The organism is Deferribacter abyssi (assembly GCF_049472655.1).
In the GTDB taxonomy this organism is placed as follows: Bacteria; Chrysiogenota; Deferribacteres; order Deferribacterales; family Deferribacteraceae; genus Deferribacter; species Deferribacter abyssi.
In genome coordinates this window covers 26,443-41,032 of the sequence record NZ_JAQNCS010000009.1, presented here as the reverse complement: position 1 = coordinate 41,032, position 14,590 = coordinate 26,443, and the positions used below count along the sequence as shown (strand labels likewise).

The window sequence follows — 14,590 nt, the reverse complement described above, 5'->3', positions numbered from 1 at the left end:
GAGGTATTGATGGCTTATAAAGATTTAAGAGAATTTATAAAAGTGTTGGAGCAAAAGGGAGAACTTGTTCGGATAAAAACGGAAGTTGATCCGGTTTTAGAAATTACTGAAATTACAGATAGGGTATCTAAAAAACATGGTCCTGCTTTACTTTTTGAAAATGTAAAAGGGAGTGATCATTCTGTTTTGATTAATGCTTTTGGTTCATTTGAGAGAATGAATCTCGCATTAGAGGTTGATAATTTGGATGAGCTAGGAGAAAGAATTATTAATCTAATTGATAGAAATGTTCCTCAAAACTTATTTGATAAAATAAAATCGTTGCCAATGTTAATGGAGCTCAATCAAATTATTCCACGGATTGTGAAAAAGGGAGTTTGTAAGGAAGTTATTTTGAAGGATGATGATATTGATCTTTTGAGATTTCCAGTTTTGCAATGTTGGCCAAAGGATGGTGGACGTTTTATCACATTACCTTGCGTTTTTACTAAAGATCCGGAAACTGGGGCTAGAAACTGTGGAATGTACAGAATGCAGGTTTATGATAAAAACACTACAGGTATGCATTGGCATATTCATCATCATGGTGCAGATCACTTTAGAAAAGCTAAAAGGATGGGACTTGATAAATTAGAAGTAGCTGTGGCTTTAGGTGCTGATCCTGCTGTGACTTATGCAGCTACCGCTCCGGCACCTGATGGTATTGATGAAATGTTGCTTGCAGGATTTATTAGGAAAAAACCAGTGGAGCTTGTAAAATGTGAGACAGTTGATTTGGAAGTACCAGCAAACAGTGAAATTGTTATAGAAGGTTATGTGGATGTAAATGAGCTTAGGTTGGAAGGCCCCTTTGGGGATCATACTGGCTATTATTCATTGGCTGATATGTACCCTGTTTTTCATGTTACTTGTATAACTCATAGAAAGGGTGCCATTTATCCTACTACTATTGTTGGTAAACCGCCTATGGAAGATTGTTATATGGGGGTTGCAACTGGTAGGATATTTTTACCGCTTTTGAAAAAACAAATGCCTGAAATTATAGACATGGCATTGCCATTAGAAGGAGTTTTTCACAATATTATGTTTATTTCTATTGATAAGAAATATCCAATGCATGCAAAGAAGATTATGAATTTTGTTTGGGGTACTGGGCAGATGATGTTTACAAAAATGATTGTGGTGGTTGACAAGGATGTGGATGTACAAAATACTTCTGAAGTACTTTGGAGGATGGGGAACAATGTGGATTGGAAAAGAGATATTGTGATTATGGAAGGTCCTCTTGATGCTCTTGACCATTCATCCCCTTATGCATACTGGGGTGCAAAAATAGGTATTGATGCTACCAAAAAATGGCCTGAGGAGGGGCACAATAGAGAGTGGCCTGATGATATTGTGATGAGTGAAGATATTAAAAAACTTGTTGATGAAAAATGGGATGAGTACGGAATTAAATTAGATGATAAATAAAAAGAAAATAGTTGAAGAGTTAATTAGATTTCTTGATGAAAGGTATTCCAATGCAAAATGTAGCCTAAATTATACTAATCCTTTTCAGTTGTTAATTGCTACGTTATTAAGTGCTCAATGTACAGATGAAAGAGTGAATAAGGTTACATGTGCACTTTTTAAAAAGTATAAAGATTTTGAAGATTTTGCTAGGGCTGATATGGAAGAGATTATGGAAGATATCAAACCAACAGGCTTTTACAGAAATAAAGCAAAGAATATAAAAAAATTGAGCGAGATTTTGGTTGAAAAGTATGATGGAAGAGTGCCTGAGAATATTGATGAGCTTGTTAAATTGCCAGGAATTGGTCGAAAGACTGCAAATGTTGTGTTGGGAAACTGTTTTGGCAAGCCTGGTATTGTGGTGGATACCCATCTAAAAAGGATAAGTCAAAGGTTGGGACTAACGAATAATGATAATCCTGATAAAATTGAAAGAGATTTGATGGAATTAATTCCTGAAGAAAGATGGACAAAATGGTCTCATCAGATGATTGAATTTGGTAGAGATATTTGTAGTTCAAGAAAACCGAAGTGTGAAAGTTGTTTATTATCAAAATGTTGTGATTATTATTTAAATGAAAATGAAGGGTAAAAACAATGAGATTGTATTTGGATATAATTTCAGGAATTTCTGGGGATATGTTTTTTGCGTTACTTTTGGGGTTTAAAGATTGTTCAGAAGAATTAAGTCTACTTTTTTCAAGAATGCTTGACGGAGAAATAAATATTTCATTAGAGAATGTTTTAGTTAATGGTATTGTTTGTAATCGGTTGAATATTGAGGAAAATATCAAGAAACCTTTTAGGCATTTTGAAAAAATTGTGGATATAATTGAATGTGCTGAGTTACCTGAAAAGGTAAAAATTAATGCTGTGAATACATTAAAAATTATAGCAGAAGCAGAGGCAAAGGTTCATAATACATCCCTTGATAAAATACATTTTCATGAAGTGGGAGCGGTGGATACTATAATTGATGTTGTGGGTGTATCATATATGCTGGATAGCCTTGGTATAAATAAAGTTGAGGCTTCCCCTGCAAAAGTGGGGTTTGGTACGGTTAAAATGGAACATGGTATCTTACCTGTTCCTGCACCAGCTACTGTAGAAATTTTAAAAGGTTTGAATATAGAAAGAATAGATATTAACGATGAAATTACAACTCCCACGGGAGCTGCACTTTATAAGAAATTTATAGAAGGTGTTAAAAACAGTTTTTCTGGTAAATTAGTGGAAATATCATATTCTACAGGGACAAAACAGTTTGAAAATTTTCCAAATATGTTGAGAGGTTTTTTACTTGAAGAAGACTCTCAATTGCAAAGTGTTATGGAGTTAGAGTTCAATGTGGATGATACCAATGGACAGGTTTTAGGTTTTCTAATGGAAGAGCTTTTTAATAGAGGTGCAGTGGATATATTTTTTACCCCTATTTTTATGAAGAAAAACCGTCCGGCGTATAAAATAACCGTACTGTGTGATGAATCACAAATTGATGATATGATATCTACTGTTTTTAGGATTAGCTCTACCATTGGAGTAAGATTTATAAAGAAAAACAGGGTAGTTATGCAGAGAAGCTTTGATGAAATTGAGTATGCCGGTGAAAAGGTAAAAATAAAAAAAACATCGTGGAATGGAATTGAGAAAAAAACAATAGAATGGGAAGATTTAAAAAAAATATCTAAAAAGCTTAATGTGTCACCTTCTGATTTAGGAACTGAAATTATAAAACAGTACAATTTGAAAGTGTTGAGCAAAAAAAATTAGAACTATATAATTTTACAGAGTTGTTTTTTTATAAAAAACTAAATTTTATCAAATAGATTTTGCTTTTTAAACGTCTTTTATGAACGTACAATGTAAACACTATATTTACTAACATCCTTTTTATGATACCACCTGTTTTGGGTATATTATCATTAAATAATGGTGATATGGAATTATTTCTTGACATCGGTTAAGTTGTGTTTATATTTTTATAATCATAAAAACATAGTAAAAGGGAATAATGATAGTTGTGATTGTCCTGTTAGCGTTTGTTTTTAGTTTTCTCTTTGCTTTGGGAGGGGTTGGTTCTGCGATAGTCTTGGTTCCTTTGATGTATTGGCTGGGCTTTCCTTTAAATGAAGCAAAACCCACAGGCTTATTTATCAATACAATTAGTTTGTTAGGTGCTACATATTCCAATTTTAAAAATAAGCGCCTTGATGTGAAATTGGGAGTACCTATTATAGTTTCATCTTTATTATTTGCACCTACAGGCGCTTATTTTTCCACAATAATACCTAAAAGAGTTGTTATTGTTGTTTTTGTTACATTTTTATTATTTTCAGGCTTGATGATGCTTTTTTTTAGATCATCTAAGTATGAGAATCAATTTAGAGATGATAGGCCTATTATAGTTTTGAGTTTTATAGGCGGTATGGCTGGATTTTTATCAGGACTCCTTGGTGTGGGTGGTGGCGGTCTTATATCACCACTTATGATTATGCTTGGTTTTAATCCCAAAAAGGTGGCAGTTGTGACCGCCTTTGTTGTACCTTTTTCATCTATTTCTGGATTTTTTGCATATCTTGTTATGGGGCATGTTGATTTTATTCTGCTTATAGCTGTTGGGTTTGCCGCGTATGCAGGTGGTTATCTAGGTACTCACTTCATGCATTTTAGGTTGAAACCTGCCACTGTTAAGAAGTTGTTAGGAGTGATATTGTTGTTTATGGCGATAAAGATGTTGCTTAAGCTGTTTGAATGAATTTAAAAATTTAAATTTTGGAGGTAGTTATGTTTGATAGGCACAGAGAGATTGTTAATTCTATTGAAGGGCTTGATGATATGGAAAAAGAATTTCTATATTCGGCTCTTAATTTGCATGGGCATATTTGCGGCGGTATGCCTATGGGATATGTGGCAGGGCTTGCGGCTTTGAAGGCTCTGAGTTGTGAGAGAGAAAAAAATATGGATAAGTTTGTCATTATAAATGTGGGGGATAAACATGCTGCTGGCTGTTTTGCAGATGGAGTACAGTTTGCTACAGGTTGTACCTTTGGTAAAGGGGTTATGAAAAAAGAGGCAAAAGGGAAATGGACATTTATGCTTGTTGATAAGGTAAATGAAAAGGCTGTTAAAGTAAAAATAAAACCTGAATTACTTAAAAAAGCTTTTTCTGCTCCTTTTATAACCGAATATAGGATAAAGGGCGTGAAGCCTACAGATGTGCCGGCTGAAGTAGCTGAGCCTGCATTTAAAAGACCTTTTGCATTAAAACTCGAAGATATTGTTGATGTAGAGGGACCTTTTGAATTTAAGGTTTCTAAGGGGAAATCGTGTTTCAATATTCAAGTTTGTGAAACTTGTGGTGATGCTATAGCTGAAAACTATGCAAGAATTGTGGATGGTAAAATAGTTTGCTTGGATTGTTTTCCATATTAAACAGTTACCACTGAAAAAGTGGCAACTGTTTTAATAATTGATCTTTTTATATTCTTATAAAAATTCCACCATTTTTGGATAGTTTTCACAGGACATAAAGGGGGTAACCCCCCTTTAAATCCCCCAAGATATGGTAAAAATTATAGATATAATTTTTTAGGAAATAAGTTTTCATAAAATGAAAACTTATTTAAAATTAATAAAATCATAAAAAATTTTTTTAATAAATAGTTTTTGCTGAAAAAAATATCTTATTAATAATTAAACAAATATTTTTTTGGGAGCATTTGTAAGGGTATAACTTAAAGGGGGATACCCCCTTTAGAACCCCAGAAAATACAGGGTTTACAAAAAATTATATAAAATATGAAATTTTATTAATTGTTGGATAAAAACTAGTAAAATCATAAAAAAAATATTATTTCTTAAATAGTTGCCACTTTTTCAGTGGCAACTATTTAAGAAATGTATAAGGATATTCTGTATGTTCTTTATATGTGCCATTTAAAATTGCTACTACATCTTCAATAAAAACCCTTTCTTCGTTTGTAGGGATGATGAAAACTTTTATCTTTGAATCAGGGGTTGATATTTCAGTTTCACCATCTTTACTTCTTGTCTTCAGATTTTTTTCTTTATCTATTTTAATTCCCAATTCTTCTAACCCTTCTAATGCCATTTGTCTAATGATTCCAGCATTTTCTCCCACACCTGCAGTGAATACTATAGCGTCTACTCTTCCGAGAACTGCCATGTAAGCGCCGATGTATTTTTTTAATCTATAAGCTTCAACTTCAAGAGCAATTTTACAGCGTTCATCTCCTTTTTCTGCTCCATCTAAAACATCTCTTCTATCTGTGTATTTTCCAGTTAGTCCAAGTATTCCTGACTTTTTGTTAAGTAATGTGTCCATTTCTTTGGGATTAACGTCTAAAATTTGCTGCATGAATAGAGGGATAGCTGGGTCTAAATCGCCACATCTTGTTCCCATTACAGCTCCTTCAAGTGGTGTTAGCCCCATAGATGTATCAACAGATACGCCATTTCTTATTGCAGTATGAGATACACCGTTTCCTATATGCATTGTGATTATATTACAGTCTTTAGGGTTTTTACCAAGTAAAACAGCGGCTCTTTTAGATACATAGAGGTGACTTGTCCCGTGAAAACCATATCTTCTAACACCGTATAGTTCATACCACTCGTAAGGGACAGCATAAAGATAAGCATGTCTTGGCATTGTTTGATGAAAGGCTGTATCAAAAATTGCCACATGTGGTACATTAGGTAAAACTTTTTTAGCGGCTCTTATTCCTGCAAGATTTGGAGGATTGTGAAGAGGGGCTAGATGTTGAACTTCTTCGATAGCTTTAATGACTTCGTTATTTATCAAGGTACTTCTTTTAAACTTTTCTCCACCATGAACAACTCTATGTCCAACTGCTGATATCTCATTCATTTCTTTTATAACTCCACGCTCTTTATTCGTCAGAGTATTTACTATTAGATTTATTGCTGTATTATGATCATGACACTCGTATTCTTCTCTCCATGTTTCTTGTCCTGGAACTTCATGGACAATAAAAGAATCTCCTATTCCCACTCTTTCTACAATCCCTTTTGCCATCAGTTTATCGTTGTCCCAATCAAATAACTGATATTTTACAGATGAACTGCCACAGTTTAATGCTAAGATTTTCATTGTTACCTCCCTTCTATTGTGTTTGCAATGAGGTGATTACTGCCACATTTACAATATCCATATATTTGCATCCTCTTGATAAATCATTTACAGGTTTCTTGAGCCCTTGAATAATAGGACCGATTGCTTCTGCAGAAGCTAATCTTTCAACAAGTTTATATGCTATATTACCTGCATCAAGATCAGGAAATATCAATACATTGGCAGAACCTGCTACATTGCTTCCTGGAGCTTTTCTTTCTCCCACAGATTTAATTAATGCTGCGTCAGCTTGTAATTCACCATCCACTTTCAATTCAGGGGCCAATTCTTTTACTATTTTAGTTGCCTCTATTACTTTGTCCACATCAGGGTGTTTTGCACTACCTTTGGTAGAAAAACTTAACATTGCAACACGTGGTTCATCTTCAAGAAAGGATTTGCAACTATCAGCTGTGGCTATGGCTATTTCAGCTAATGCTCTAGCATCGGGATTTGGGTTTACTGCGCAATCGGCAAACAAAACTGCTCCGTCTTTACCGAATTCCTTTTTTGGTATAACCATGATAAAACAACTAGAAATATTATTTATACCAGGTTTTGTGCCTATCACTCTTATTGCAGCTCTTAAAACGTCTGCAGTAGTATGGCAAGCACCTGTTACTGCTCCATCAGCATAACCTTTTTCAACAAGCATACAGCCAAAATAGTTTTCATCTTTCATGATACTAAAGGCTTCTTCTTCGGTTAATCCTTTATTTTTCCTTTTTTCGAAATATTCGGCAGCAAATTCTTTTAACAGTTTGCTACTTTCAGGGTTGATAATTTGAATATCATTTCTTAAATTGTTTTTTAATTCGTCTTCTTTACCAAGTACGATGACATTAGCTAACTTATTTTCTACTAGTGTGTTTGCAGCATCAATAGTTCTTTCGTCATTTCCTTCAGGTAACACAATTGTTCTTTTTAATTCTTTTGCTTTCTCCCAGTATTCATTCATTAAAGACATTATCACCTCCTGATTTTAAATAAAATCATATTTTATTTTATGAATAATAATTGTTATGTCAAGTTTTAATGCAGAATTTTAAGTTATTTTTAAATAGGTTATATTGTTATATAAATGTTATGGTGTTATAAAATAAATGAATAGTCATTTTCTTTTTGGAGTATTAAGATGAATAATAAAGATTTTGGAATCGTGAAATCATAAATTATCATTGAGTATTACAAACTAATTTAGTCTTAATTAGAAAAGTAAGAGCTAAATGTCAGCAATGAATATCTGTTTTTAAAAAATTTTTTTATCAAAGAATTAAAAAAGAATGCTTCGCTTATAAAATCATGAAATAGATCATTTTAATATTTTTTATAGTTATTATATAGATTTCAAAAAAGGTGTATACAATTTAATTTTCATATTGAGTAGAATAAAATATAATTCTATGTTAAAGATTTAATATAAATTTAAAGATAAACAACATTATATAAGATTATATAAGGGGATCTTGTAAAATGAGAGGTAAAATAAAAGAATATTTTGCAGATTTATCGTTAATTTTTATAAGTTTAATATGGGGTTCCACTTTTATTATTGTGAAAGAGGCATTAGAAGAGATAGATGTATTTAATTTTCTTACATTAAGATTTGGACTTGCGACGGTTTTAATGTTTTTCTTGATTGTTAGAAAATTTAAGGATGTGAAAGACTCTTTTATTCCCGGCACGATTTTAGGATTGCTTCTTTTTGCAACTTTTGCTTTTCAGACTCTAGGCTTAAAATATACTTTAGCATCTATTGCAGGTTTTTTAACAGGTTTATATGTAATTTTTGTGCCTTTTTTAAGTATGGTAATTTTAAAGCAATTTCCTAAAAAAACTTCTATGATGGGTGTGTTTTTAGCATTTTTAGGATTGATACTTATATCTTACAATGGTGGTGATTTTAATATCAACATTGGAGTAATATACCTTATACTAAATGCTTTTTTTATTGGTTTACATATAATTATGATAGATAGGTATTCTAAAACTTATGATGTTATGGCTCTTACTTTTGTTCAACTGTTCATTGTATTTTTACTTTCATTAGTAATATCAATATCTTTTATGGATAGTGCAAATGAAATTATATTTAGTAAAAATGTCATTTTTGCTGTTGTTTTGACAGGAGTTTTTGCAACTGTAGTGGCATTTCTTATTCAAACAGCTATGCAAAAATATACCACTCCTACAAAAGCAGCCATAATTTTTACTTTTGAGCCGGTTTCTTCTGCATTTTTTGGTTATTTGATTGGCAAAGAAATTTTAACATTCCATCAATACATTGGTTCAGTATTTATAATTTTTTCTATCATAATTTCTGAGGTGGGTTCATATATTTTAAAAGGTGAAGGTGATGATTAAAGTATATTTTGTACTTATGTTGGGTATTATTTCTGTATCTTTTGCGGCAATATTTGTTAGATTTTGTGATGATGTACCTGCAATAATGATTGCAACCTACAGATTGGTTATTGCATCAACTATTTTAAACATTCTTTACTTTAGAAAGAATAAAGAGAGGTTTAAGTTTCAAAAAAAAGATTTTATTTTTGGTTTTTTTGGTGGAGTATTTTTAAGTCTACATTTCATTGCATGGTTACAGTCATTAAAATATACCTCTGTGGCAAGTAGTCTTGTACTGCTTTCTACAGGACCCATTTTTGTATCAATTGTATCTTATCTTATATTGAAAGAAAAGCAAGACAAAGAGATTATAATTGCTATTGTTTTTGCAATAGCAGGTTCTGCCGTTCTAGCTTTTGGAGATGCCAATTTTGAAGTTAGGTTTGGTGAGAATGCGTTAATTGGAGATGGTTTTGCCATTATGGCTGCATTCTTTGTGAGTTTGTATTTTCTTATTGGTAGTCATTTACGAGAGAGAATGGATATTATGAGCTACATTGTACTTGTTTATACTGTTGCAGCTGTTTTTCTTTTAATAGTATCTTTGGTTTTGCAAATTCCTTTTACAGGCTATGAGCTAAGATCGTATATTTTTATGGTATTACTTGCTTTAGTGTCTCAAAACCTGGGACATACATCTTTTAATTGGGCACTTAAATATTTAAAGACGAGTATGGTAGCAATTATAACGTTAGGTGAACCGGTAATTGGATCAATTCTAGCTTATTTAATATTTGGTGAGTCTATTGACAAATACAAATTTATAGGGATAATTCTTATATTTGCAGCAATTATAATAGCTTCTAGAAAGGGGAAAAAGTAAATGTTTCCATATTTGTTTAAAATAGGAACATTTGAGCTTAGAGTTTACAGTTTAATGTATTTAATAGGGATTTTGATCACGATATATTTCGTCAAAAAGAAAGGTCAAAAACTTGGTTTTGACTCAGAGTTGATTGAAAACATTATTATTGTAACTTTTATTGGTGCAATTGTTGGAGCAAGATTTTATTATGTTCTTTTAAAATGGGATTTTTATAGTAGATATCCTAAGGAAATTATTGCTGTTTGGCATGGAGGGCTTGCAATTCATGGAGGGATTATAGGTGGAATACTTACAGCATATTTTTATTGTAAAAGTAAAGGGATTAAATTATTGCAGTTTGGTGATTTAGCTCTACCGTTTTTGTTGCTTTCTCAAGGTATTGGAAGATTTGGAAATTTTGCAAATGGTGAGGCTCATGGAGTTCCTACTATTACACCACCGTCCATAATTTTTAGAATGAAAAATGTCTTTCCAGAATTTTGGCAGCAGGTTTTAAGTAGCTTTGGGTTAAGAAATACTCCTGAGGAAGTTTCGAAACTAATGGTTTTTATTAAAGAGAAAGGTGAGTTAACAGTTGAGTTTCACAATAAAGTTTATCAATTGAAAGAATATGTGCCCTGGGGAATTAGTTTCCCACCTAAATATAATCCACCTGCATATCAGGATTTTGGCACGCTGCCGGTACACCCTACTTTTTTTTATGAAATGATTTTAAATTTCATTGGAGCTTTTATTTTACTTTTATTTTGGAAAGATAATAAAAATATTGGAAAAGGTATTATTGCTGGTTTATATCTTATTTTTTATGGAGTTATTAGAGGTTTTGTTACTTTTTTTAGAGCAGATGATCTAATGGTTGGATACTTTAGGGCACCACATTTGGCAAGTTTTGTAATGATAATTATTGGTTCTATATTAGTTTTTAGGGGGTATAAAAATGGAGTTGAGTAGAGAAAAAGCATATGATTTATTGACCAAGTATACAAAATCAGAAAGTTTGATAAAACATGCGCTAGCTGTGGAGACAGCTATGAAAGCTTATGCTGAAAAATTTAATGAAGATATAGAAAAGTGGGGAATAGTGGGCTTACTGCATGATTTTGATTATGAAAAATATCCTTCAACAAAGGAACATCCTTTTAAAGGAGCGGAAATTCTTAAAGAGATGGGATACCCAGATGATATTGTAGAAGCAATACTTGGTCATGCTGATTATACAGGAGTTGAGAGAAAGACATTGATGGCTAAAACACTTTTTGCAGTGGATGAGTTGTGTGGTTTTCTGTTAGCCTGTGCTTACGTAAGACCAGACAAGAAGATAGCAAATGTGAAAGTAAAAAGTGTTAAAAAGAAGCTGAAAGATAAGTCTTTTGCACGGGGAGTTAATAGAGATGATATTTTTAAAGGAGTAAAAGAGCTTGGAGTTGATTTAGATGAACATATTTCATTTCTTATTGAAGCATTGAGTAAAAATGCTAAAGTACTAGGTGTTTAATGGAAAATATCTTTGATAAAGAAAGAAGAGAAGAAGACAAAGAAAACATAAAAATTAGACCTCAATCTTTTTCTGACTATATAGGTCAGAAAAAGATTATTGAAAACCTTAAGATATTTGTAGAAGCTGCAAAGAAAAGAGGGGATAGTCTGGATCACTGTCTTATATATGGTCCTCCTGGACTTGGTAAGACAACATTGGCTCATATTATTGCCAATGAGCTTGGTGTAAGTATAAAAGCTACTAGTGGTCCTACGATAGAAAAACCTGGTGACTTAGCAGCAGTTTTGACTAATTTGGCAGAAGGGGATGTGCTGTTTATTGATGAGATTCATAGATTGCATTCTTCTGTGGAAGAAATCCTTTATCCAGCTATGGAAGATTACAAACTTGATATAATTGTTGGACAAGGACCGGCAGCCAGAACAATTAAAATAGATTTACCAAAATTTACACTTATTGGAGCAACTACAAGGGCTGGTTTACTTACTTCACCTTTGAGAGATAGGTTTGGTATGATTTTTCGCCTTGAGTTTTATGATGAAGAGGATTTAAAAAAAATAGTTATGCGAGGAGCGAGGGTTTTAGATGTAACCATTGATGTAGAAGCTGCTTCGGTTATTGCGTCAAGATGTAGAGGGACTCCAAGAATTGCACACAGAATTTTAAGAAGAATCAGAGATTTTGCTGAAATTATGAATGATGGGGTTATTACTAAGGAGATTGCAGATTTTGGATTGAACAGACTAGAGATCGATAGTAAAGGATTAGATGTGAATGATAGAAGGTTTTTACTTGCTATTATTGAAAAGTATAACGGAGGTCCAGTGGGGATTGATACGTTATCTGCTACACTTTCCGAAGAAAAAGATACATTAGAAGATGTGATTGAGCCATATTTAATATATAAAGGTTTTATTAAAAAAACTCCTAGAGGTAGAGTGGTAACACAACTTGCTTATGAACACTTAAATATTCCGTTTAAAGGGTATCAAATGACAATTGAAGAGTTTTTAAATGAAAAAGAGTAAAACATATTTCATCTGTCAAAACTGTGGTTATAAAACTCCTAAATGGATAGGTAGATGTAGTGAGTGTGGTAGTTGGAATTCTTTTTTAGAAGAGACTGATGTTAAAAAAAATAATAACAAATTAGTTGAAAAAATAGAGTTGAAAAAGCTTGTGGAAGTAAAAGGTGTTGAAGTTGAGAGATATTCAAGTGGTATAAAAGAGTTTGATCAGGTGTTGGGTGGTGGAGTTGTTAAAGGGGGCGTTGTATTGATAGGAGGTGAGCCCGGAATAGGTAAATCTACAATTATGTTACAAATATCTTATTATATTGGAAGTAATGGTAAAAAAGTTTTTTATTTTAGTGGAGAAGAATCGTTGCCCCAGTTGAGGATGAGAGGTGAGAGACTTAATTTGACAGAAGGTGATGTTTATTTTTCAGCTACTAACAGTTTTGAAGCAATATATGAAATTCTTCGAAGAGAACAACCGGATGTGGCTATCATTGATTCTATTCAGACTATTTATTCAGATGAATTAAACTCTGCTGCAGGGACTGTAAGTCAGGTAAAATTTGTTACTCATAAGCTTGTAGAAGTGGCAAAAAAAAATGGGACTTCAATTTTTATAATTGGACAAGTTACTAAAGATGGAGCAATTGCTGGGCCGAAGGTTTTGGAACACTTGGTAGATACAGTTCTTTATTTTGAGGGAGATTACGATAGAGGCTTAAGAATTTTGAGAGCTGTCAAAAATAGATTCGGTTCTACCAATGAAATTGGAATCTTTGAGATGTCTGAATATGGACTTAGAGAATATACAAATAGGACATTAGTGAATGATAATTTAAAAGCAAGTGGGAGAGCAATAACTGTTGTAATGGAGGGCTCGAGAGCTTTTTTGGTAGAAATTCAGGCACTTGTTTCTCATACATACTTTAATTATCCTAGAAGAAATGTTACTGGTTTTGATATGAATAGGTTGAACATGCTTTTAGCTATACTAGAAAAAAAGTGTGGTTTTAATCTTTCAAGCTGTGATGTTTATTTAAACGTTGTTGGTGGATTGAGAATTACTGAACCATCAGTAGATTTAGCTGTTTGTGCTGCTGTAATTTCATCTTTTAAAGATATCCCTTTTGAACAGGATATAATTTTCTTAGGAGAGGTGGGATTGACAGGAGAAATTAGAACTCCTTTTTCTATGAATTTGCGCCTCAAAGAAGCTGAACGTTATGGATTTAAAAAAATTGTTACTAAGATGAATGATATTTCAGAGTTTAGTGTTGAAGTTATCAGTATCAACAATATAAATGAGCTGATAAATTATATATGATTTGTAAGTGTGAATGTGTAGGGGTTTCCTCCTTATACTTTTACCTGCACATTTCCTTACACAAAATAACTAGGAGGTTATTATGGGATTACTTTCAGGGAAAAAAGCATTGATTTTTGGTGTGGCAAACAATAAATCTATTGCCTATGCAATTGCAAAAAAATTTAAAGAGGAAGGAGCTGAGCTTGGCTTTACGTATGCTGGTGATGCACTTAAAAGAAGGGTTGAGCCCATATCTCAGGAGCTTGGTGGGAAATTTTGCGTAAAATGTGATGTGACGAAAGAAGATGAATTACTAAACACTTTTGATGTAGTGAGGAAGGAGTTTGGAAAATTTGATATTCTCATTCATTCTGTTGCATATGCTCCAGCAGAAGATCTGAAGGGGAGATTTGTTGATACAAGTAAAGAAGGTTTTCTTAAGGCGATGGAAATAAGTGCGTATTCTCTTGTGAAATTATCAAAATTGTCAGAGCCTTTGATGAACGAAGGCGGTTCTATTGTTACTATGACATATTATGGCTCAGTGAAAGTTGTAAAAAATTATAATGTGATGGGGGTAGCTAAAGCTGCACTTGAGTCTTCTATGAGATATTTAGCTTATGAACTTGGTGAGAAGAAGATTAGGGTAAATGCCATTTCTGCAGGTCCAATAAAAACTTTGGCTGCAAGTGGTATATCAGGTTTTAGAACGATACTCTCACTTATCGAAGAGAAAGCACCATTAAAGAGAAATATTACTCAAGAGGATGTAGCAAAGGCCACATTGTTTCTTTGTAGCGATATGGCAAGTGGTGTAACAGGTGAGATTTTATATGTTGATAGTGGATACAATATTCTTGGATTATAA

Annotated in this window: 14 protein-coding genes; 12 read left to right on the top strand and 2 right to left on the bottom strand. The window is 32.8% G+C overall.

Annotation, left to right across the window (positions count from 1 at the left end):
* Positions 1-9: 9 nt before the first annotated feature.
* The 5 genes from OWK30_RS06370 (at position 10) to OWK30_RS06350 (ending at position 4,947) form a co-directional block, all read left to right on the top strand.
* Positions 10-1,473: a menaquinone biosynthesis decarboxylase gene (locus tag OWK30_RS06370; RefSeq protein WP_423324695.1), complete on the top strand. Its 1,464-nt coding sequence runs from the start codon at positions 10-12 to the stop codon at positions 1,471-1,473.
* A complete protein-coding gene (gene nth / locus OWK30_RS06365) occupies positions 1,463-2,107 on the top strand; it encodes an endonuclease III (RefSeq protein WP_423324693.1) in 645 nt (214 codons plus the stop codon). The genes OWK30_RS06370 and nth overlap by 11 nt, the downstream gene beginning before the upstream one ends.
* 5 nt (positions 2,108-2,112) lie before the next feature.
* The gene (gene larC / locus OWK30_RS06360) at positions 2,113-3,285 is read left to right on the top strand and encodes a nickel pincer cofactor biosynthesis protein LarC (RefSeq protein ID WP_423324691.1); all 1,173 of its coding nucleotides are present in this window, start codon (positions 2,113-2,115) and stop codon (positions 3,283-3,285) included.
* Positions 3,286-3,526: 241 nt separating this feature from the next.
* Positions 3,527-4,270, top strand: a complete 744-nt coding sequence (locus OWK30_RS06355; RefSeq protein ID WP_423324689.1) for a sulfite exporter TauE/SafE family protein — start codon at positions 3,527-3,529, stop codon at positions 4,268-4,270.
* Between the two features lie 29 nt (positions 4,271-4,299).
* Positions 4,300-4,947, top strand: coding sequence for an FmdE family protein (locus tag OWK30_RS06350; protein WP_423324687.1), 648 nt, complete (start codon positions 4,300-4,302; stop codon positions 4,945-4,947).
* Between the two features lie 454 nt (positions 4,948-5,401).
* Here the strand turns inward: OWK30_RS06350 and OWK30_RS06345 are convergent, their stop codons facing one another.
* Positions 5,402-6,649, bottom strand: coding sequence for an acetate kinase (locus OWK30_RS06345; RefSeq protein ID WP_423324685.1), 1,248 nt, complete (start codon positions 6,647-6,649; stop codon positions 5,402-5,404).
* 13 nt (positions 6,650-6,662) lie between these two features.
* Positions 6,663-7,637: a phosphate acetyltransferase gene (pta, locus tag OWK30_RS06340; RefSeq protein WP_423324683.1), complete on the bottom strand. Its 975-nt coding sequence runs from the start codon at positions 7,635-7,637 to the stop codon at positions 6,663-6,665.
* A 506-nt stretch (positions 7,638-8,143) separates the two neighbouring features.
* On the opposite strand from pta, the gene OWK30_RS06335 reads away from it, so the two are divergent.
* The 7 genes from OWK30_RS06335 to fabI all read left to right on the top strand — a co-directional run bounded on the left by OWK30_RS06335 (position 8,144) and on the right by fabI (position 14,590).
* Entirely contained in the window at positions 8,144-9,034 is an 891-nt protein-coding gene (locus OWK30_RS06335; RefSeq protein ID WP_423324681.1) for a DMT family transporter, read from the top strand.
* Positions 9,027-9,899: a DMT family transporter gene (locus OWK30_RS06330; protein WP_423324679.1), complete on the top strand. Its 873-nt coding sequence runs from the start codon at positions 9,027-9,029 to the stop codon at positions 9,897-9,899. Before OWK30_RS06335 ends, OWK30_RS06330 begins: the two co-directional genes overlap by 8 nt.
* Positions 9,900-10,853 (top strand): prolipoprotein diacylglyceryl transferase, encoded by a 954-nt coding sequence (gene lgt, locus OWK30_RS06325; protein ID WP_423324677.1) that lies wholly within the window; start codon positions 9,900-9,902, stop codon positions 10,851-10,853.
* A complete protein-coding gene (locus OWK30_RS06320; protein WP_423324675.1) occupies positions 10,840-11,397 on the top strand; it encodes an HD domain-containing protein in 558 nt (185 codons plus the stop codon). The genes lgt and OWK30_RS06320 overlap by 14 nt, the downstream gene beginning before the upstream one ends.
* Entirely contained in the window at positions 11,397-12,428 is a 1,032-nt protein-coding gene (ruvB, locus tag OWK30_RS06315; protein WP_423324673.1) for a Holliday junction branch migration DNA helicase RuvB, read from the top strand. The genes OWK30_RS06320 and ruvB overlap by 1 nt, the downstream gene beginning before the upstream one ends.
* Positions 12,415-13,740, top strand: coding sequence for a DNA repair protein RadA (gene radA, locus OWK30_RS06310; protein WP_423324672.1), 1,326 nt, complete (start codon positions 12,415-12,417; stop codon positions 13,738-13,740). Before ruvB ends, radA begins: the two co-directional genes overlap by 14 nt.
* Before the next feature lie 82 nt (positions 13,741-13,822).
* Entirely contained in the window at positions 13,823-14,590 is a 768-nt protein-coding gene (fabI, locus tag OWK30_RS06305; protein WP_423324670.1) for an enoyl-ACP reductase FabI, read from the top strand.